This window comes from Streptomyces sp. AMJ-169, from assembly GCF_055597585.1.
This window is the reverse complement of the sequence record NZ_JBVLTJ010000013.1, coordinates 48154-66107: the sequence shown is the minus strand read 5'-3', so window position 1 is coordinate 66107 and position 17954 is coordinate 48154. Positions and strand designations below refer to the sequence as shown.

15 protein-coding genes and 1 pseudogene are annotated in these 17954 nt (G+C 72.8%); 8 read left to right on the top strand and 8 right to left on the bottom strand.

Annotated elements, in window-relative coordinates:
* Nucleotides 1-84: 84 nt before the first annotated feature.
* Nucleotides 85-1947: an AAA family ATPase gene (locus tag ACYUD3_RS28805; protein ID WP_470975885.1), complete on the bottom strand. Its 1863-nt coding sequence runs from the start codon at nt 1945-1947 to the stop codon at nt 85-87.
* A 499-nt stretch (nt 1948-2446) separates the two neighbouring features.
* A complete protein-coding gene (locus tag ACYUD3_RS28800; protein ID WP_470976342.1) occupies nt 2447-3031 on the bottom strand; it encodes a uridine kinase family protein in 585 nt (194 codons plus the stop codon).
* Between the two features lie 226 nt (nt 3032-3257).
* Between ACYUD3_RS28800 and ACYUD3_RS28795 the strand changes: the two genes are divergently transcribed.
* The 3 genes from ACYUD3_RS28795 to ACYUD3_RS28785 all read left to right on the top strand — a co-directional run bounded on the left by ACYUD3_RS28795 (nt 3258) and on the right by ACYUD3_RS28785 (nt 5602).
* Nucleotides 3258-4595 carry a peptidase C39 family protein gene (locus ACYUD3_RS28795; protein ID WP_470975882.1) on the top strand — a complete coding sequence of 446 codons (1338 nt, stop codon included), beginning with the start codon at nt 3258-3260 and terminating at the stop codon, nt 4593-4595.
* A 96-nt stretch (nt 4596-4691) separates the two neighbouring features.
* Nucleotides 4692-4832 (top strand): SCO1431 family membrane protein, encoded by a 141-nt coding sequence (locus ACYUD3_RS28790; protein WP_470975879.1) that lies wholly within the window; start codon nt 4692-4694, stop codon nt 4830-4832.
* Nucleotides 4833-4939: 107 nt separating this feature from the next.
* Complete coding sequence (locus ACYUD3_RS28785; RefSeq protein WP_470975876.1) at nt 4940-5602, top strand: TetR/AcrR family transcriptional regulator; 663 nt, start codon at nt 4940-4942, stop codon at nt 5600-5602.
* A 666-nt stretch (nt 5603-6268) separates the two neighbouring features.
* Here the strand turns inward: ACYUD3_RS28785 and ACYUD3_RS28780 are convergent.
* Complete coding sequence (locus tag ACYUD3_RS28780) at nt 6269-6718, bottom strand: hypothetical protein (RefSeq protein WP_470975873.1); 450 nt, start codon at nt 6716-6718, stop codon at nt 6269-6271.
* A gap of 264 nt (nt 6719-6982) precedes the next feature.
* Between ACYUD3_RS28780 and ACYUD3_RS28775 the strand changes: the two genes are divergently transcribed.
* The 4 genes from ACYUD3_RS28775 to fxsA all read left to right on the top strand — a co-directional run bounded on the left by ACYUD3_RS28775 (nt 6983) and on the right by fxsA (nt 11199).
* Nucleotides 6983-7423 (top strand): Lrp/AsnC family transcriptional regulator, encoded by a 441-nt coding sequence (locus tag ACYUD3_RS28775; RefSeq protein WP_010357977.1) that lies wholly within the window; start codon nt 6983-6985, stop codon nt 7421-7423.
* An 80-nt stretch (nt 7424-7503) separates the two neighbouring features.
* Nucleotides 7504-9102: an amidohydrolase gene (locus tag ACYUD3_RS28770; protein ID WP_470975869.1), complete on the top strand. Its 1599-nt coding sequence runs from the start codon at nt 7504-7506 to the stop codon at nt 9100-9102.
* A 610-nt stretch (nt 9103-9712) separates the two neighbouring features.
* A complete protein-coding gene (locus ACYUD3_RS28765; RefSeq protein ID WP_470975866.1) occupies nt 9713-10540 on the top strand; it encodes a polyprenol monophosphomannose synthase in 828 nt (275 codons plus the stop codon).
* Nucleotides 10541-10635: 95 nt separating this feature from the next.
* A complete protein-coding gene (gene fxsA / locus ACYUD3_RS28760; RefSeq protein ID WP_470975863.1) occupies nt 10636-11199 on the top strand; it encodes an FxsA family membrane protein in 564 nt (187 codons plus the stop codon).
* Nucleotides 11200-11341: 142 nt separating this feature from the next.
* On the opposite strand, the gene ACYUD3_RS28755 is transcribed toward fxsA, so the two are convergent.
* The 4 genes from ACYUD3_RS28755 to yczE form a co-directional block, all read right to left on the bottom strand.
* Nucleotides 11342-11716 carry an RNA polymerase-binding protein RbpA gene (locus tag ACYUD3_RS28755; protein WP_470975860.1) on the bottom strand — a complete coding sequence of 125 codons (375 nt, stop codon included), beginning with the start codon at nt 11714-11716 and terminating at the stop codon, nt 11342-11344.
* Between the two features lie 277 nt (nt 11717-11993).
* Nucleotides 11994-13325 (bottom strand): MFS transporter, encoded by a 1332-nt coding sequence (locus ACYUD3_RS28750; RefSeq protein WP_470975857.1) that lies wholly within the window; start codon nt 13323-13325, stop codon nt 11994-11996.
* 27 nt (nt 13326-13352) lie between these two features.
* A complete protein-coding gene (locus ACYUD3_RS28745) occupies nt 13353-14120 on the bottom strand; it encodes a glycerophosphodiester phosphodiesterase (RefSeq protein ID WP_470975854.1) in 768 nt (255 codons plus the stop codon).
* A complete protein-coding gene (gene yczE / locus ACYUD3_RS28740) occupies nt 14117-14770 on the bottom strand; it encodes a membrane protein YczE (protein ID WP_470975851.1) in 654 nt (217 codons plus the stop codon). Before yczE ends, ACYUD3_RS28745 begins: the two co-directional genes overlap by 4 nt.
* Before the next feature lie 100 nt (nt 14771-14870).
* Between yczE and ACYUD3_RS28735 the strand changes: the two genes are divergently transcribed.
* The gene (locus ACYUD3_RS28735) at nt 14871-16379 is read left to right on the top strand and encodes an SCO1417 family PLP biosynthesis transcription factor (RefSeq protein WP_470975848.1); all 1509 of its coding nucleotides are present in this window, start codon (nt 14871-14873) and stop codon (nt 16377-16379) included.
* 77 nt (nt 16380-16456) lie between these two features.
* On the opposite strand, the pseudogene ACYUD3_RS28730 reads toward ACYUD3_RS28735, so the two are convergent.
* Nucleotides 16457-17872: pseudogene (locus ACYUD3_RS28730) on the bottom strand (hypothetical protein); the annotation flags it as partial.
* Between the last annotated feature and the right edge of the window lie 82 nt (nt 17873-17954).

Below are 17954 nucleotides of genomic sequence, written 5' to 3'. Positions count from 1 at the left end.
GGGCGTGCCGCCGAGGCGGGGTTCCCCGCCGGGAATTGGGGCGCGTTGCTCAGGCGGCGCGCCCCTTTCCCTCGTAACGAGCCCCTACAGCGCCGACGGATCCTGCGGTCCCCTCCCCGACAGCACCTCCCCGTACGCCTGCATCAGGTCCGGCAGGCGCAGGGTCGACAGGTCGTCCCGGGACAGGGGGCCGTTGTACATCGACAGCCGCAGGTCCCGGTACGCGCAGCTCTTCTCGTACAGGGTGCGCAGGAAGCGGCCGTTGCCGAGTTCGTCGATCCAGCCCTGTTCCACCACGTGCCCGGCGATGGAGCGCAGCTCGTCCAGGGCCTCCTCGTCCCAGACGTCCCCGTTCTCCGCGGCCAGCACCTCGCCGATCGAGGTGAGTTCCATGGGGCGGTAGGACGGGAAGTCGACGCGGGTCGTGAAGCGCGAGGAGAGACCGGGGTTGGCGGTGAGGAGGCGGTCCATGCCCTCGGGGTAGCCGGCGAGGATGACGACGAGGTGGTCCCGGTTGTCCTCGGCCCGCTTCAGCAGGACCTGCAACGCCTCGTCGCCGTACGCGTCGCCTTTGCCGTAACCGGAGTTGGAGAGCGAGTAGGCCTCGTCGACGAAGAGCACACCGCCCAGCGCGGAGTCGATCAGCTCGTTGGCCTTGACGGCCGTCTGGCCCAGGTACTCGCCGACCAGGTCCGCCCGCTGGGCCTCCACCAGGTGGTCGCCGCCGAGCAGGCCGAGGGCGTAGAAGACGCGGCCGAGGATGCGGGCGACGGTGGTCTTTCCGGTGCCGGAGGGGCCGGAGAAGACGAAGTGCCGTTTCGGCGGCTGGACCGGCAGCCCCTGACCGGCGCGCAGCCGGGCCATGTTGAGCTGTGCGGAGAGCGCCTTGACCTGGCGTTTGACCGGTTCGAGCCCGACCATCCGCTCCAGTTCGGCGAGGGCTTCCTCAAGTAAGCCGGGGTCGGTGGGGCCGGGCGGCAGCACGGAGGCGGGCCCCGACTTCTCCCGTACGCCGGGGTCGCCGACAGGTATCGGCAGGGCCGGCGGCAGCTCGCCCGGCTCGGGCAGCTTCAGATCCCGGCCCTCGGTCCCGAAGAGCGGGTCGAACCCGTCGGGCCCGTCGACGCTGTCCTGCCCGAACCCGGTGAGGGTGATCGCGGCGAGGTCGGAGGAGTCGTCGTACCCGTCGCCCTCGGCGATCGCCGCGAGGCGGGCCGAGGTGTCCATGAAGGCCGCGTCGACGCGGTGGACCGCGCGGTAGAGGGGGAGCGCGGCGGCGGAGCGGCCGGTGCCCTCGTGGGCGCGGGCCAGCCAGTAGCGCAGCTCCTTGCGCTGCGGCTGCTCGCTGCGGCAGCGCATCAGGGCGGTGGACAGCAGGGGTTCGGCCTGGCCGTACATCTCCAGTCTGACGCGAGCCATCCCGCCGAAGAGGCCGGCCTCGATGCCGAGCAGCGGATCGTCGAGCAACTGGTCGGTGTTGCGTACCAGTTGCTCCCAGTCCTTGACCAGGTAGGCCCGGCAGGCGTGCAGGAAGCGGACCTGGTGGTCGGTGTCGACCGGAGGCAGTCCCGCCAACGCCCGGTCCAGCTCGGGGACATGGCGTCCGTCGAGCCAGTGCGAGGCGTGCGCGAGCAGCAGATCGCGCGGGCTCTCCAGCACCGGCTGCACCCACCAGCCCAGCCAGTACCAGGAGTTGAGGGTGCGGCGGTGCCGGGTGCGCTGTTCGCCGAAGCGCTCGCGGTGGCGGAACATCCGCAGCAGCGCCGTCGTCGTGTCCACCCGCAGCGCGTGCAGCCCGAGCCAGCCGTCGGCCATGCCCGGGTCGATCCGCACCGCGGTGCGGAACTCCTCCTCCGCCTGCGGATAGGCGCCCATCGTGTAGGCGTCCAGGCCCCGCAGCCAGGCGAGGTCGGCCGGGGCCTCGGGTCCCCGTGTGCCGAAGTCCATCACGTCCCCCACAAACCGTGCCCCCGTCGGATAGCCGCCGGGCCTCGCCCGACGGGTCCTTGAGTCGAACCGCTGTGCCGCGGACCGGAGTTGAGATGTGCGCGAAGCAGCTGTCCGGTAGGTCGCACCGGACAAGCGTACCCGCGCCGACCGGGCACACCGAAGGGTGCCGCACAGGACGTTTGGCGAGGTGGGAGCAGATGTGACAGATCGCGGACGGTGACCCAGGGTGAGCGGAAATGGCCAACTCCCGGCGGGAAAACACGCCTTGGGAGGGGCTTCGAGGGGCCCCGGAAGGACTTCCGGGCAGAACGAAGCCCCCGATCACGGGGGAACAACCGGGGGCTTCGCGTCCAAAGGCGGCTTCGAATGCCGCACATTGAGAACGTAAGTCCTGTACGGCCCGTCGGTCAAGCCGAGTTGAGGGACTTGGTCACAATCTTCGGCCAGCCTCTTCACAGGTTCACCACAACACGAGGAGTCGGTCACGCTACGTGACTCATTGGTCCGCACCAAGTCGTCCCGCGGGCCCCGCCAGCACCTCGTACCCCTCAACTCCCTGCCGTACCAGCCAATTTGAGTACGGCCGTGAAGGGTCTTCGGCGAAATGTGCCTCCTCCGCGCGGACCCAGCCGTCCCAGAACCCCCGCAGCCCCGCCCCGTCCCGCGCCCGCCCCCGCTCCCACGCCCGCTCCCGGCCCAGCTCCATCCACACCAGCCCCGCCAGATACGGCCGCAGCGCCCGCCGCCCGGCCCCGACCCCCTCGACCAGCACGACCGGCGCCGGCGGAACCACCCGCTCCGCCCCGAACCGCCGCGCCTCCCAGTCGTACGGCGCGTACCGCGCGGCCTCCCCGCGCGCGAACGGACCGGCCACCTGCCCCAGCAGCCGCCCGGTCCAGCCGAACAGCTCCTCGTGGGTGGCGAAGTCGTCGAGATGCAGCACGGGCGCGCCGCCGAGGGCCGCCGCGAGCCGCCCGGCGAACGTCGACTTCCCGGACCCGGCATGCCCGTCGATCCCGACCAGCCGGACGGGGCCGCAGGAGGGGGCGAGGCGGGGGAGGGCGCTGGTGAGGGGGTGGATGGCGGGTCCTGGGGGTCGTAGGGAGGGGTGGCGCCAGCTTAGGGGGGCGGGGATCGGGGGGCGCGGGGAGGTGCCGGGTCCTTGCGGGTGTGGGCCGGGGTGCGGGGAGGCGCTGAGTACGGGCGGCTGCCGAAACTCGCGGCGCGGCCGTCCGGGATGCTGGCCGCGTGGGGGTCCGCGCGGCCATAGTGGCGCGCGTACCGTCCGCCGAACCCCGGGGTCCCGCATGAACAGCGCCGCACACCCGTCCCGCCGCACCGTCCTGGCCGCGGCCCTGGTCACCGCCGTCGCCGCGGGGAGCGGCCCGGCCGCCGCCGAGACAGAGGAGCAGCACAGCGTGGACTACCGGGGCTGGACGTCGTACACGGACTGGCGGGGCGGGGAACACGGCGGGACGCGGGCCGTCGCGGGGCGGCGGCCGGGGGTGGTGATCGCGGCGCCGGCGGGTACGACGGACTACACCGACCCGCACACCGGCACCAAGTCCACCTGGGAGTACGCCACTTGGACCTCGCCGGCGCACCCGCTCCCCTTCGGCGCCACCGAGGCGATCGCCTCCTGGAACGCGCACACCCCCGAAGGCACCTGGCTCCAGGCCGAGTTGAGCGGCACGTACGCCGACGGCACAGCCACCCCCTGGTATGTGATGGGCCGTTGGGCGGCGGGCGACCAGGACATCAAGCGGACCTCGGTCGACGGCCAGAAGGACGGCAAGTCCAGCATCTCCACGGACACTTGGGCGCTGGACGACCCGGCGGAGGGACCGCGCCTCACGTCGTACCGCCTGCGCGCGACTCTTTACCGGCGCCCCAACTCCCGCCTCACGCCCACCCTTTGGCGACTGGGCGCGATGGCCTCAGCCGTCCCCGACCGGTTCACCGTCCCCGCCTCCACCCCGACGCCGGCCCGCGAACTCACCGTCCCGCGCTACTCGCAGGAGATCCACAAGGGGCAGTACCCGGAGTACGACGGCGGCGGCGAGGCGTGGTGCAGCCCGACCTCGTCCCAGATGATCGTCGAGTCCTGGGGCAAACGGCTGTCACCGGAGCAACTCGCCTGGGTGAACCCGCAGTTCACCGACCCCCAGGTGTGCCACGCGGCCCGCTATACCTACGACCACCAGTACGAGGGCTGCGGCAACTGGCCCTTCAACGCCGCCTACGCGGCCACCTTCCCCGGCCTCCAGGGCGTGATCACGCGACTGCGCTCGCTCACCGACCTGGAGACCCTGATCGCGGCCGGCATCCCGGTGATCACCTCCCAGTCCTTCCTCAAGGAGGAGCTGACCGGCGCGGGGTACGGGACGCCGGGGCACCTGATGACCGTGATCGGGTTCACGGCGGACGGCGACGTGATCGCGAACGACCCCGCCGCGCCCACCGACGACGGGGTGCGGCGGGTCTACCGGCGGCGGGAGTGGGAGAACATCTGGCTGCGGACCAAGCGGTACGACGCGCAGGGGAAGGTGTCCTCCGGGAGCGGGGGAGTCTGCTACCTGTACTTCCCGGCGCGGCCCAACCCCCTTCAGCGGGCGGCGCTTTCGAAGGTGGGGGTGCGGGCCTGACCCGTTCGGGCGACCCCGGAGCGGGCGGCGCTGTGAGCTGCGTCTCGTGAGCAACGTCTCCGCCGCGAAAGCCGTGTCCGATGGCAAGGTGGACGAATGACAGCAAACTCCGCTCTCGCCGCCCGCGTCCGCACCGGCGGGCCCAAGGACGACGGTCCCCAGCTGGCCGAGCACGTCATGGGCTGGGTCCTCGTCGTGGTCGTCGCGATGCTCGTGACCGCCCTGGGGCTGCTGTGACCCGGCGGCGGTGCCGTGGCCCGATCAGTCGGCTGATGTGACCTGACCCACCCTTGACCTGACATACTGCGGGGGTCCCACAGGCCGCCCGAGACCAGGGTCGAGTATTGAACATCAGCCGACAGCGCGACGCCGTCAGCCCCCGGGCCCGCGGCACCGAGCGCTCCGTGGCGCGGCGCGCCGAACTCATTTCCATCGGGCGGAAGTTGTTCGCCGACACGTCCTACGACGCGCTGTCGATGGACGACATCGCGCGCCAGGCGCAGGTCGCCAAGGGGCTGATCTACTACTACTTCCAGTCCAAGCGCGGCTACTACCTGGCGATCATCCAGGACTCCGTCGCCGACCTGGTCACCTTCGCCGCCAGCGGCCTCGAACTGGCCCAGGTGGACCGGGTGCAGCGCACCATCGACGGCTATCTGCGCTACGCCGAGCACAACCAGGCCGCCTACCGGACGATCGTCAGCGGCGGCGTCGGCTTCGACACCGAGGTGCACGCCATCCGCGACGGCGTCCGCGAGGCCATCGTCGCCACCATCGCCGACGGCGCCTACGGCCACACCGACATCGCCCCGCTCGCCCGCATGGGCCTGCTGTCCTGGGTGTGCGGCGTCGAGGGCGCCACCCTCGACTGGGTCGACCGGCCGGGCCTCCTCACCCGTACGGAGATGGGGGAACTGCTGGTGAAGACGCTGGGCGGAGCGATGCGGGCGATCGAGGAACTGGACCCGGAGTACCCGGCGCCTAAGGCGGCGCAGCGGGAGGAGTGAGGGGGGAACTCGGGGGAGGGGGAGGGGAGTTGAGGCGTACCGGGGGTGAGTTGGCGCCGCCGGAGACCGAGTCGGCGAACCGGCGCCCCCGGAAAGCGAGTCGGCGAACCGGCGCCGCCGGACGGCAAGTTGACGAACCGGAGCCGCTGGACGGCCAGTTGAGCCGCTCCACCCGCGCCTGGCAACCCCGAGCCTTGTAACTCTGAGCCGCGCAACCCCGAGCCGCGCAACCCCTCACCGCCTCATAACCCCCCGCCGAACTCCCCCGGCCGCACCACCGGCGCCGCCAGCCGCGCCCACTCCGGGTCGTGCCGGCCCGGCACCGTACGCCCCCGGTCCTCCCAAGTCCGCATCAGGTCACGGTAGATGGGCGGATCCGGCACGGGCGTCTGCGGGGTGCGGGATATGAACTGGGGCGGGGACGGCACGTAGCTCAGCCGGCGCGGTGTCGAATATGCGGCAGTCATGCCTGGGCCAACGCGCCCCGCCGGGCTGAGGTCACCGCACCGCCCGCTCGGGCGTCAGTTCGTGGGATGCCCCGGTCAGGTGCGCGGCCGACCGGGAAAACGTCAACTCCCGTATCTCACAGGCCACTTGGAGTGGGCGGCGGGCCGGGTCAAGGCGCGCCGACGCCGAGGAGGTACGGGAGCTGGAGGCGTGCGGGCCTCAGGCGGCCTGCCGGCGCAGCACCGGCACCCGCACCGGGCGCATCGGGCGCGAACCCGGGCCACCGACGTGCGAGAAGGGCTGGGTGCGCCAGTCGAGCCCCTGCGGCAGCGTCAGCAGGATCGCGGTCTCCTGCTCCTGCGGCTGCTCGAACGATTCGTCGGCGGAAGGAGCGTCGGCGGCGGCCCGGCCGGTACCGGCGCACACCGTGAGCCCGAACGGGTTCCACGGGGAGGCGTACAGCGCGTGCTCCGGGAGCACCTCGTCGTCCGCGAGCAGCGCGATCGGCTGCGCGCAGTCCGGGCAGACCACCCGGAGCAGGTCGAGCGTGTCGTACGCGTCGGGCTCCGCGGAGTCGAAGTCGTCGGGTTCGACGCCCTCCGGCTCGGGCGGGGCGACCGAATGGAGCCGCTTGGGCGCGGGGCGACCAGGGCGCTGAAGACTCTGCATGGGATTCTCCCCCTCGGGCTGGGCCGTGAAGGCACTGCGGCCTCGACCACAGCAAGCACTTCCCAGCGGGTCCGCGCGGTAATCACGGGCCCATCACGAAGCCCGCCCAGGTGATGTGGCGTTCGTCACATGCCATCCGCGTGTGCCGGACCCGCCGCACACCCCCTCACCCGCCCCAGCGGCCCCGCCCGCCGCACAAGAACCCGCTATGACCTGCGCTGCATAGGTATACGAGGGCAACGGTGGCCCTGTAGGTTCAGCGCCATGGAGGAGCTGGACCGACAGATCGTGCAGCTGCTCGTCAAGGACGGGCGGATGAGCTACACCGACCTGGGCAAGGCCACGGGCCTGTCCACGTCGGCCGTGCACCAGCGCGTGCGCCGGCTGGAGCAGCGGGGAGTCATCCGCGGCTACGCGGCCGTCGTCGACCCGGAGGCCGTCGGGCTGCCCATGACCGCGTTCATCTCGGTCAAGCCCTTCGACCCCAGCGCCCCCGACGACATCGCCGACCGCCTCTCCGGCGTCCCCGAGATCGAGGCCTGCCACAGCGTCGCGGGCGACGAGAACTACATCCTCAAGGTCCGCGTGGCGACCCCGCACGAACTGGAGGAGCTCCTGGGCCGGCTGCGGGCGCTGGCGGGGGTGTCGACCCGGACGACGGTGGTGCTCTCCACGCCGTACGAGGCCCGGCCGCCGCGGATCTAGCGGCGCGCGCGGGCTGATCGTCGTACGAGACGACAGGCCCTGTGGATGGAGCGGACCCCCCAAGCGGGACACTGTTGTCCATGAGTGAGCGCACCCCCGATCCCCAGACCGTCCTGCTGCGCCGAGGGGAGGTCCACAGCCCCGCCGACCCGTTCGCGACCGCCATGGTCGTCGAGCGCGGGCAGGTCGCCTGGGTGGGCTCGGAAGGGGCCGCGGACGCGTTCGCGGCCGGGGTCGACGAGGTGGTCGACCTCGACGGCGCCCTGGTCACCCCCGCGTTCACCGACGCCCACGTCCACACCACCGCCACCGGCCTCGCCCTGACCGGCCTGGACCTCTCCACCGCGCCCACCCTGGACGACGCCCTCGCGCGCGTACGGTCGTTCGCCGCCGCCCGCCCGGCCGACAAGGTGCTCCTCGGCCACGGCTGGGACGCCTCCCGCTGGCCCGGCGGACGGCCCCCCACGCGCGCGGAGCTCGACGAGGCGACCGGCGGGCGCCCGCTGTACCTGTCCCGCATCGACGTCCACTCGGCGGTCGTCAGCACCGCCCTGCTGGATCTGACCGGCCTCGGCCGCCCCGAGGGCCCCCTGACGGCCGGCGCCCACCACGCCGTCCGCGCGGCGGCGTACGCGGCCGTGACACCGGCCCAGCGCGCCGAGGCCCAGCGCACCGCCCTCGCCCGCGCGGCCTCCCTCGGCATCGGCTCGGTCCACGAGTGCGGCGGCCCCGAGATCTCCTCCGAGGACGACTTCACCGCCCTGCTGCGGCTCGCCGCCGAGGGGAGCGGCCCCCGGGTCGTCGGCTACTGGGCCGAACAGGACGTCGCCAAGGCCCGCGCACTGGGCGCGGCGGGCGCCGCCGGGGACCTCTTCGTCGACGGCGCCCTGGGCTCCCACACGGCCTGCCTGCACGAGCCGTACGCCGACGGACCCGGAACCGGCCTCGCCTACCTGGACGCGGACGCCGTCGCCGCCCATGTCGTCGCCTGCACCGAGGCGGGCCTCCAGGCGGGCTTCCACGCGATCGGCGACGCCGCCGTCACCGCCGTCGTCGACGGCATCCGCGCGGCCGTCGGGAAGGTCGGCCTCGCCCGCGTCCGCGCCGCCCGCCACCGCGTCGAGCACGCCGAGATGCTCACCCCCGAGACCATCGCCGCCTTCGCCGAGCTGGGCCTGACCGCGTCCGTGCAGCCCGCTTTCGACGCCCTGTGGGGCGGCGCCGAAGGAATGTACGCCCAGCGGCTCGGCGCGGACCGCACGCGGGGGCTCAACCCCTTCGCCGCCCTCCTGCGCGCGGGCGTACCCCTCGCCTTCGGCTCCGACAGCCCCGTCACCCCCCTGGACCCCTGGGGCACGGTCCGCGCCGCCGCCTTCCACCACACCCCCGAGCACCGCGTCTCCGTCCGCGCGGCCTTCACCGCCCACACCCGCGGCGGCTGGCGCGCGACCGGCCGCGACGACGCCGGCGTCCTCGTCCCCGGCGCCCCCGCCGACTACGCCGTCTGGCACACCGGCGAACTGATCGTCCAGGCCCCCGACGACCGCGTCGCCCGCTGGTCCACCGACCCCCGCTCCGGCACCCCCGGCCTGCCCGACCTCACCCCGGGCCGAGAACTGCCGGTGTGCCTGCGGACGGTGGTCGGGGGGCGGACGGTGTACGAGCGTCTCGGTAGGTGAGTGCGGGGGGCGTCGTAGCCCCAAAGGCAGCTGTACGTCTTTCGTACGGCCGCCCGAGTGACCCGAGCCCCGCGCCCGCCCCAAGATCACCCGTCTGCGCGGGCTCACGCGGAACGTTCCGCCTCTGCCCTGACCAGGGCATTGCTGGAAGACCCGCAGGTCGAACGGGTGTTGACAGCGGGCGGCGGAGGGCCGGTAGGTTCGGCCGAGTCCACCACCGGACGCCCCGACGGCAGACCTCCACGGCTCGCCGCGGCGCCGCTGGGTCAGGGGCGGTGCCCAAGAAGCGCCGCCACTGGGAGCCAGGCCCAGCGCCCGCGCAGCGGCGACGGAACGTTCCGCCGATCGGGGAGGTGTGACCCGGATGGGGCCCGGGAGCTCAGTAGACAACGGCTCTCGGTCGACCCGCAGCCAGCGGGCCCCAGGTCGGCCCGAAGGGCGCCGGGCCCCCATCCGCAGCCCCGTTCACCTCGCCCCCGCGCGGGGTTCACCGCCCGGCCGCCGGGAAAAAAGCCTCTTACCCCGCTCTTGGGGAATCGACACCGCTGTGTGAAGGTTCTGTCCCGTCATCGCAGGCGGCGCGCACTATGGTGGTGCTCTGCGCACGGACATGAATGGGGCAGCAGTGAACGACGACGGGACCCTTGAGGCACAGGACTGGGGGAGGCGGTTCGGGCCGCTCGGCACCGCCTTGGTGATCATTCCGACCTACAACGAGGCGGAGAACATCAAGAGCATCGTGGGCCGGGTCCGCGAATCGGTCCCCGACGCCCACGTCCTCGTGGCCGACGACAACAGCCCCGACGGCACCGGCAAGCTCGCGGACGAGCTCGCGGCCTCCGACGGCCAGGTCCACGTCCTGCACCGCAAGGGCAAGGAAGGCCTCGGCGCCGCCTACCTCGCGGGCTTCCGCTGGGGCATGGAGCACGACTACGGCGTCCTCGTCGAGATGGACGCCGACGGCTCCCACCAGCCCGAGGAACTGCCCCGCCTGCTGACCGCCCTCAAGAGCGCCGACCTCGTCCTCGGCTCCCGCTGGGTCCCCGGCGGCCGGGTCGTCAACTGGCCCAAGTCCCGCGAGTTCATCTCCCGCGGCGGCAGCCTCTACTCCCGCGTCGCCCTCGACCTCCCGCTGCGCGACATCACCGGCGGCTACCGCGCCTTCCGCCGCGAGACCCTCCAGGGCCTCGGCCTCGACGAGGTCTCCTCCCAGGGCTACTGCTTCCAGGTCGACCTCGCGCGCCGCGCGGTCAAGGCCGGCTACCACGTCGTCGAGGTCCCCATCACGTTCGTCGAGCGTGAGCTGGGCGACTCGAAGATGAGCAAGGACATCCTGGTCGAGGCGCTGTGGCGGGTCACCGCGTGGGGCGTGGGCGAGCGGGTCGGCAAGATCGCCGGCAAGGGGGCCGCGCCGCAGCCGCGTCCGCAGGGGCAGTAGGAGCGGCAGCAGGGGGCCGTATCGCGCATTTGCTCACAGCTCCGTCCGACCATGCGCTTATGCCGCTCTGAGGCGTGTCCAGGCACACTGGGAGCATGACGACTGGCGCTTCGACCCCCACGTACCCCGCCCGGCCTCCGCGCTCCCGCCTGCGGACGTTCCTGCCGCTGGGGATCGCGGCCTGGCTGGTGCTGGAGATCTGGCTGCTGACCGTGGTCGCCGAGGCGGCGAGCGGGTTCGTGGTCTTCCTGCTGCTGATCGCCGGGATCGTGCTCGGCGCGGTGGTCATCAAGCGGGCCGGCCGCCGGGCGTTCCGCGCGCTGAACGAGTCCCTCCAGCGCGGCGGCTCCCCCTCGGCCAGCGGCGGCAACGGCCTGATGATGCTCGGCGGCCTCCTCCTGATGCTCCCCGGCCTGATCTCCGACGCCCTCGGCCTCCTGCTGCTGATCCCCCCGGTCCAGAAGGCGATAGCGGCCTACGCGGAGCGCGCGGTGGAGCGCAGACTCCGCGCGGCGACCCCGGGCAGCCTGGGCGACGCCTTCCAGCAGGCCCGCATCCACCGCCCCGACGGCAAGGTCGTCCAGGGCGAGGTCATCCGCGAGGACGGAACGCCGGCGGGCCCGCAGAACGAGGGCCCGAGGCGCCCGCTGACCTACTGAGCGGGGCTTTCCAAGCTGTTCGGCCCAGATCCGAGCTGTTCGGTCCAGATCCGTAAAAAGACCGCGGGCGCCGTACGTAACCTCACGTACGGCGCCCGCGGTCATAAACGTGCGCTGATCAGCCGGCCCGAGCCCCGAAGGGCTACGCCGACTTACGGCTGTCTCGGGGATGCACCGCGAGATTCATCGCACCGGACCGCAGTACGGCGAGACGCTCCTCAAGGACCTCCTCAAGTTCCTCGCGGGTACGCCGCTCCAACAGCATGTCCCAATGCGTACGCGCGGGCTTGGCCTTCTTCTCCTCAGGGCCGTCGCCGTCCACGAGGAGTGCCTGCGCTCCGCAGACCTTGCACTCCCACTCCGGCGGAATCTCCGCCTCGACCGAGAAGGGCATCTCGAAGCGGTGCCCCTTCTCGCATGCGTACTCCACGGCCTGGCGCGGGGCCAGGTCGATGCCGCGGTCCGTCTCGTAGCTGGTCACCACGAGGCGCGTGCCGCGAAGAGCTCGCTCACTCATGAATCGTGCCTCCCGGGCTTGTCGCCCACAGGACAGGTGTCGCTGTCGTCGTCATCCGGTCAACGTCCGGTCGGCGGTAAAGATTCCCGTTCCGAGTCCCGTTCCGGGTCAAGCTCGCCGTCGTGGCCGCAGCCTTGTCAACCAGTGCAGTACCCACCGGCGCCCGGTTTGTCACCTCTGCTATGAGATGTCACCCAGCGTTTCGGCATCTTTGACGCGCAGTAACGGTACGCCTGGCAGGCCAAACGCGTACACTACCGCCCTTTCGCCGTGAGCGCTAAATCTTCTCGGGAACGGGATTTCCCGCGTCGCCGATGGCCCGCCGCACCGGGACCCTCACCAGCAGGGCGAACCCGATGACGAAGAAGGCCACCAGCGAGATGATCGCGTCCCGGTAGCTTCCCGTCAGCTGGTAGGTGATCCCGAACAACAGCGGGCCCAGCCAGCTCATGCCCCGGTCGCTCATCTCGTATGCGGAGAAGTACTCGGCCTCTTTGCCCGGCGGCACCAGATGGGAGAACAGGGACCGGGAGAGGGCCTGGCTGCCGCCGAGGACCATGCCGATCGCCGCCGCCAGCGCGAAGAACCCGGCGGGCGCTCCTGCGGGCAGGAAGTAGCCGGCGCCCAGGATGACCGCCCAGGCCACCAGCGAGCCCAGGATCGTGCGCTGAGCGCCGTACACGCGGGCCAGGCGGCCCATGCCCAGGGCGCCCGCCACCGCGAGCACCTGGACCAGCAGGACCGCCGCGATCAGGGTGGACTGGCTCAGGCCCAGCTCCTCGGAGCCGTAGACGGACGCCTGGGAGATCACGGTCTGGATGCCGTCGTTGTAGATCAGATAGGCCAGCAGGAAGGACAGGGTCAGACGGTGGCGGCGCATGTCCCGGAAGGTCGCCGCCAGCTGCCGCAGGCCCGGCGCGGTGGCCTCCGCGCGCGGGGCGGCGGGGCGGTCGCGCAGCCGCAGCAGCGGGATCAGGGTGAAACCGCCCCACCACAGGCCCGCCGAGGCCAGACAGATCCGCACGGCCGTCGTCTCCGAGACCCCGAAGGAGTCGTGCGCCAGATACAGCACCAGGTTGACGACCAGGACCAGCGACCCGGCCGCGTACCCGAACGCCCACCCGCGCGAGGAGACCGCGTCCCGCTCCTCAGGGCCCGCGATCTGCGGCAGGTAGGCGTTGTAGAGCATCATCCCGACCGACTGGGCCGCGTTCGCGACGATCAGCAGCAGCCCGCCCAGCAGATAGCGGTCGCCGTCCAGGAAGAACATCGCGGTCGTCGCGGCGGCCCCGGTGTAAGCGGCGGCGCCCAGGAAGGGCTTCTTACGTCCCGTGCGGTCGGCCGCCGCGCCCACCAGGGGCATCATCAGGACGGCGACGATCACCGACAAGGACACCGAGTACGCGAAGAACGACCCCGCGCGCACGGGTATGCCCAGGGGGTGGACGTACCCGTCGGCGTCGGCGGCGCGCTCGGCGACCGACGTCAGATAGGGGCCCAGGAACACGGTCAGGACGCTCGTCGAGTAGACGGAGCACGCCCAGTCGTAGAAGTACCAGCCGCGCCGCTCGCGTCCGGTGTCCGTGGCCTCGGCCGTCTCGGTGCTCAACCCTTCGCCTCCCCCGCGCGCGGGGCGTCAGTTCCAGACGCCCCGCTCCTGCATGACCGTCCGCAGCGTGTCGATGTGATCGGTCATGATGCCATCGACACCCAGGTCCAGGAGGCGGTGCATCGGCCCGGGTTCGTTGACGGTCCAGACGTGGACGTGCAGCCCGCGCGCGTGCGCGATGTCCACGAACCGCCGGTCGACCACAGGGATGCCCGACTGGGACTGCGGCACCTGAGCGGCCACCGCCGACCGGCGCACCCCCACCGGCACCCCCCAGGACCGCAGCCGCAGGTTCAGCACCCCCCGGGTGCCGTACGAGGTCGCCAGGCGCGGGCCCGCCAGGCGCTGGGCGCGCACCACCCGGGCCTCCGAGAAGGAGCCGACGCAGACCCGGTCCCAGGCGTCCGCGCGGGCGATCAGGTTCAGCAGCGGGTGCAGCGCGGGCTCCGCCTTGAGGTCGACGTTCCAGCGCACCTCGGGGAACGTCTCCAGCAGCTCCTCGAAGAGCGGCACGGGCTCCTTGCCGCCGACGCGCGCCTGGGAGACGTCCGCCCAGGGCAGCTCCCCGATCCGGCCCGCGCCGTCGGTGACCCGGTCCAGCGTCGCGTCGTGGAAGGCCGCCAGCTTGCCGTCCAGGGTCGCGTGGACGTCCGTCTCGATGTACCGGTAGCCCGCCGCGACCGCGCGCCGGAACTGCGCCACGGTGTTCTCCAGGCCGTCCGCGGCCCCGCCGCGGTGCGCGAACGGGATGGGCCCCGGGTGGTCGAGGTACGGATGGCGTGTCTGGGTGGTCACCGCCGCAGTATGGCCCCCCGCGGTGTCCCGGCGGCAACGGCCGCCGGACCGGCCGGTGCCGGGGCGACGGCGAACACCTTGAGGAACACCTGGGCGAGCGGCCCGATGGCCACCGCGTACAGCACCGTCCCCACCCCCAGGGTCCCCCCGAGCGCGAACCCGGCCGCCACGACCGCGACCTCCACGGCCGTGCGCATCAGCCGGATCGACTTCCCCGTCCGCCGGTGCAGCCCCGTCATCAGCCCGTCCCGCGGCCCGGGCCCGAACGCGGCGGCGATGTACAGCCCCGTCGCCACCCCGTTGAGCACGATCCCCGCCAGCAGCAGCGGAACCTGTACGACGAGCCCATGGACGTCCGGTACGAGGGACAGCGTGCCGTCCATCGCGAGGCCCAGCACGAACACGTTGGAGACCGTCCCGAGCCCCGGCCGCTGACGCAGCGGTATCCACAGCAGCAGCACCAGAGCCCCTACGACGATCGACACCACCCCGATCGTCAGCCCGGTCAGTTCGGCGAGCCCCTGGTGCAGCACACCCCACGGCTCCAGACCGAGCCCCGCGCGCACGAGGAGCGCCGAACTGACGCCGTACAGCACGAGACCGGCGTAGAGCTGGACGAGCCGTCGGCCGAGACGGCGGTTGGTGGCCAAGGAGGACCCCCTGCTGGTCGAAGTGGACTGCCGCGTGCCACTCTGTGGGGAGACAGGACGGACCATCCATGGCCAATTCGAGGAAGGTGGACTGATCCGTATGGCGCAGTGGACCTCGGCGATCGGGCCGGCGCAGCTCGCGCGGCTGCTGACCTCCCAGCAGGAGCGCCCCGCGGGCGCCGCGACCCGCCGCCCGCCCGCCTACAGGGCGCTCGCCGACGGCGTACGCCTCCTCGTCCTGGAGGGCCGCGTCCCCGTCGCCGCCCGCCTCCCCGCCGAACGTGAACTCGCCGTGGCCCTCGCGGTGAGCCGTACGACCGTCGCGGCGGCCTACGAGGCGCTGCGCGCGGAGGGGTTCCTGGAGTCGCGGCGCGGGGCCGGCAGCTGGACCGTCGTACCGGCCGGGAACCCGCTGCCCGCGCGCGGGCTCGAACCGCTGCCCCCCGAGACCCTCGGGTCGATGATCGACCTGGGCTGCGCCGCCCTGCCCGCGCCCGAGCCCTGGCTCACCCGGGCCGTCCAGGGCGCCCTGGAGGAACTGCCGCCCTACGCGCACACCCATGGCGACTATCCGGCCGGGCTGCCCGCGCTGCGCGCCATGATCGCCGAGCGGTACACCGCGCGGGGCATCCCCACGATGCCCGAGCAGATCATGGTGACGACCGGCGCGATGGGCGCGATCGACGCCATCTGCCACCTCTTCGGCGGGCGCGGCGAGCGGATCGCCGTGGAGTCGCCCTCCTACGCCAACATCCTTCAGCTGATGCGGGAGGCGGGCGCGCGGCTGGTGCCCGTCGCGATGGCCGAGGGGCTCGCCGGGTGGGACATGGACCGCTGGCGGCAGATCCTCAGGGAGGCCGCGCCGCGCATCGCCTATGTGGTCGCCGACTTCCACAATCCGACCGGGGCGCTCGCCGACGAGGACCAGCGGCGGCAGCTCGTCGAGGCCGCGCGGTCGGCCGGGACCGTGCTGGTGGCCGACGAGACCATGAGCGAGCTGTGGCTCGACCCCCTGGAGGGCGCGGGCATGCCGCGCCCGGTCTGCGGGTTTGACCCCGCCGGGTCCACCGTGATCACCGTCGGCTCCGCCAGCAAGGCGTTCTGGGCCGGGATGCGCATCGGCTGGGTGCGGGCCGCGCCCGACGTGGTGCGCAGCCTGGTCGCCGCGCGCGCGTACGCCGACCTGGGCACGCCGGTGCTGGAGCAGCTGGCCGTGAACTGGCTGTTCGCGACCGGGGGGTGGGCCGAGGCCGTCGAGCTGCGCCGGGTGCAGGCCCGGCAGAACCGGGACGATCTCGTCGCCGCCGTGCGCAAGGAGCTGCCCGGGTGGGAGTTCGCGGTGCCGCGCGGGGGGCTCACGCTGTGGGTGCGGGCCGGGGGGCTGTCCGGGTCGCGGCTCGCGGAGGCGGGGGAGCGGGTCGGGGTGCGGGTGCCCTCGGGGCCGCGGTTCGGGGTGGACGGGGCGTTCGAGGGGTATGTGCGGCTGCCGTTCACCGTGGGGGGCGCGGTCGCGGAGGAGGCCGCCTCACGGCTCGCCGCGGCGGCCCGGCTGGTGGAGAGCGGGAAGTGGGGGAGTGGCGGGGAGGGGCCTCGGACGTTTGTGGCGTGAGGGGGGTGAGGGGGGTGTGCGCATGTGTAAGGGGCGCCCTCTATTGAGGACGCCCCTTACACAGACCTCTATAGGAGTTACGCCTTCTCCATGGACACCGTCTCCACCGACACCGTGTCCTCGTCCACCGGGGCGCTGCGCTGCGGCAGGAGGTCCAGGACGGCTTGGCGGTGGGCGTCGCTCGTGGCGTCGTCGTAGGGGTCCGGGGTGGCCGGGACCTGGAGGCGGTGGACCGGGCCCGCGCCGAGGCGGGCGTAGCCGCGGCCCTGGGGCATGTGGTCGACCGGGGTGGTGTGCGGGGGCGTGCCCAGGACCGCCGCGAGGTGGCCGTGGGAGGCGGGACCGAGGACCACGCGCGCGCGGGTGTGCTGGCGGACGGCGTCCGTCAGGGCGTCCAGCGCGTCGAACTGTTCCGCCACGACGACCGTCACCGCCGCGGCGCGGCCGTGCCTCAGGGGGACCTGGAGGAAGCTCTGGGGGTCGCGGCGGCCGTCGGCGGCGGCGAGGTGGCTGAACGAGGTCGGGCGGTCCAGGAGGAGCCACAGGGGGCGCTTGGTGTCCTCCGGCGGGGCGTGGCCGGCCTGGCGGGCGCGGTTCGCGGCGATCAGCCGGCGCTCGGTCTCCTGCGCCGCCCACTCCAGGCTCGCCAGCGCGCCCGCGAGACCCACCTCGACGGCCAGGACGCCGTCACGGCCGGTCAGGCACGCGTACTCGCCGGTGCCGCCGCCCTCGACGATCAGGACGTCGCCGTGGCGCAGCGCCTGGAGGGCGATCGAGCGCAACAGGGTGGAGGTGCCGGCGCCGGGGTGGCCGACGGCCAGGAGGTGGGGTTCGGTGGAGCGGATACCGGTGCGCCAGACGACGGGGGGGACGTCGCGCCGCTCGTCCTCGTACGTGAGGGGGAGCGTGCGCTGCACCAGGGAGGGGTCGGTGAAGCCGAGGACCGTTTCGCCTGGGGAGGTGACGAAGGGCTGGGCGGCGATGTCGGCGGGGAGCGGGGCGAGGACATCGACGGTCAGCTCGTTGCCCTCCTCGTCCCAGCGGAAGAGGTACTCGCGGCCCCGGCCGGCCTTCGCGGCGAGCAGCTGCTCCACGCGCGCGCGGGCTTCCGGTTCGCCGTCGGGGAAGTAGGCGGGGTAGCGGATGCTCAGCCGGGTGACGCGGCCGGAGGTGTCGAACTCGTGGGACGGGAACGCCTTCTCCCAGTCGCCGCCGTGGCAGTAGAGCGGGCTCGGGTCCTCGGCGGTGGAGAAGTACGGGACGAGCGCCTCGTACAGCGACCCGAGCCGCGCCGTCTGGGCCTCGTCGGGGCCCTCGGGAGCCGGTGGGGTACGGTCCCGGCCCTGCCAGGCCGCCGCGCCCATCAGGGTGACGACGGCGAGCAGCGGCCCGTACGGCGCGAGCGCGACGACCAGGATCACCGAGGCCGCCAGGAACAGCAGCGGCCCGCGCTTGTCCTTGGGGGTCTCGGTCCACCTGCGCCGGCCGGCCGCGGGGGGGAGGGGGGGGGCCAGAGTGGGCGGGGTTCGAGGGGGGGGGGAGGCGGGGGGGGGTTTCTCCTCCCTTCCGGATCAA

Excerpts from the sequence above, each read along its gene's own strand:
- ACYUD3_RS28805 (WP_470975885.1), bottom strand. The coding sequence starts at position 1,947 with ATGGACTTCGGCACACGGGGACCCGAGGCCCCGGCCGACCTCGCCTGG.
- ACYUD3_RS28795 (WP_470975882.1), top strand. The coding sequence starts at position 3,258 with ATGAACAGCGCCGCACACCCGTCCCGCCGCACCGTCCTGGCCGCGGCC.
- ACYUD3_RS28790 (WP_470975879.1), top strand. The coding sequence starts at position 4,692 with ATGACAGCAAACTCCGCTCTCGCCGCCCGCGTCCGCACCGGCGGGCCC.
- ACYUD3_RS28780 (WP_470975873.1), bottom strand. The coding sequence starts at position 6,718 with ATGCAGAGTCTTCAGCGCCCTGGTCGCCCCGCGCCCAAGCGGCTCCAT.
- ACYUD3_RS28775 (WP_010357977.1), top strand. The coding sequence starts at position 6,983 with ATGGAGGAGCTGGACCGACAGATCGTGCAGCTGCTCGTCAAGGACGGG.
- ACYUD3_RS28770 (WP_470975869.1), top strand. The coding sequence starts at position 7,504 with ATGAGTGAGCGCACCCCCGATCCCCAGACCGTCCTGCTGCGCCGAGGG.
- ACYUD3_RS28765 (WP_470975866.1), top strand. The coding sequence starts at position 9,713 with ATGAATGGGGCAGCAGTGAACGACGACGGGACCCTTGAGGCACAGGAC.
- fxsA (WP_470975863.1), top strand. The coding sequence starts at position 10,636 with ATGACGACTGGCGCTTCGACCCCCACGTACCCCGCCCGGCCTCCGCGC.
- ACYUD3_RS28755 (WP_470975860.1), bottom strand. The coding sequence starts at position 11,716 with ATGAGTGAGCGAGCTCTTCGCGGCACGCGCCTCGTGGTGACCAGCTAC.
- ACYUD3_RS28735 (WP_470975848.1), top strand. The coding sequence starts at position 14,871 with ATGGCGCAGTGGACCTCGGCGATCGGGCCGGCGCAGCTCGCGCGGCTG.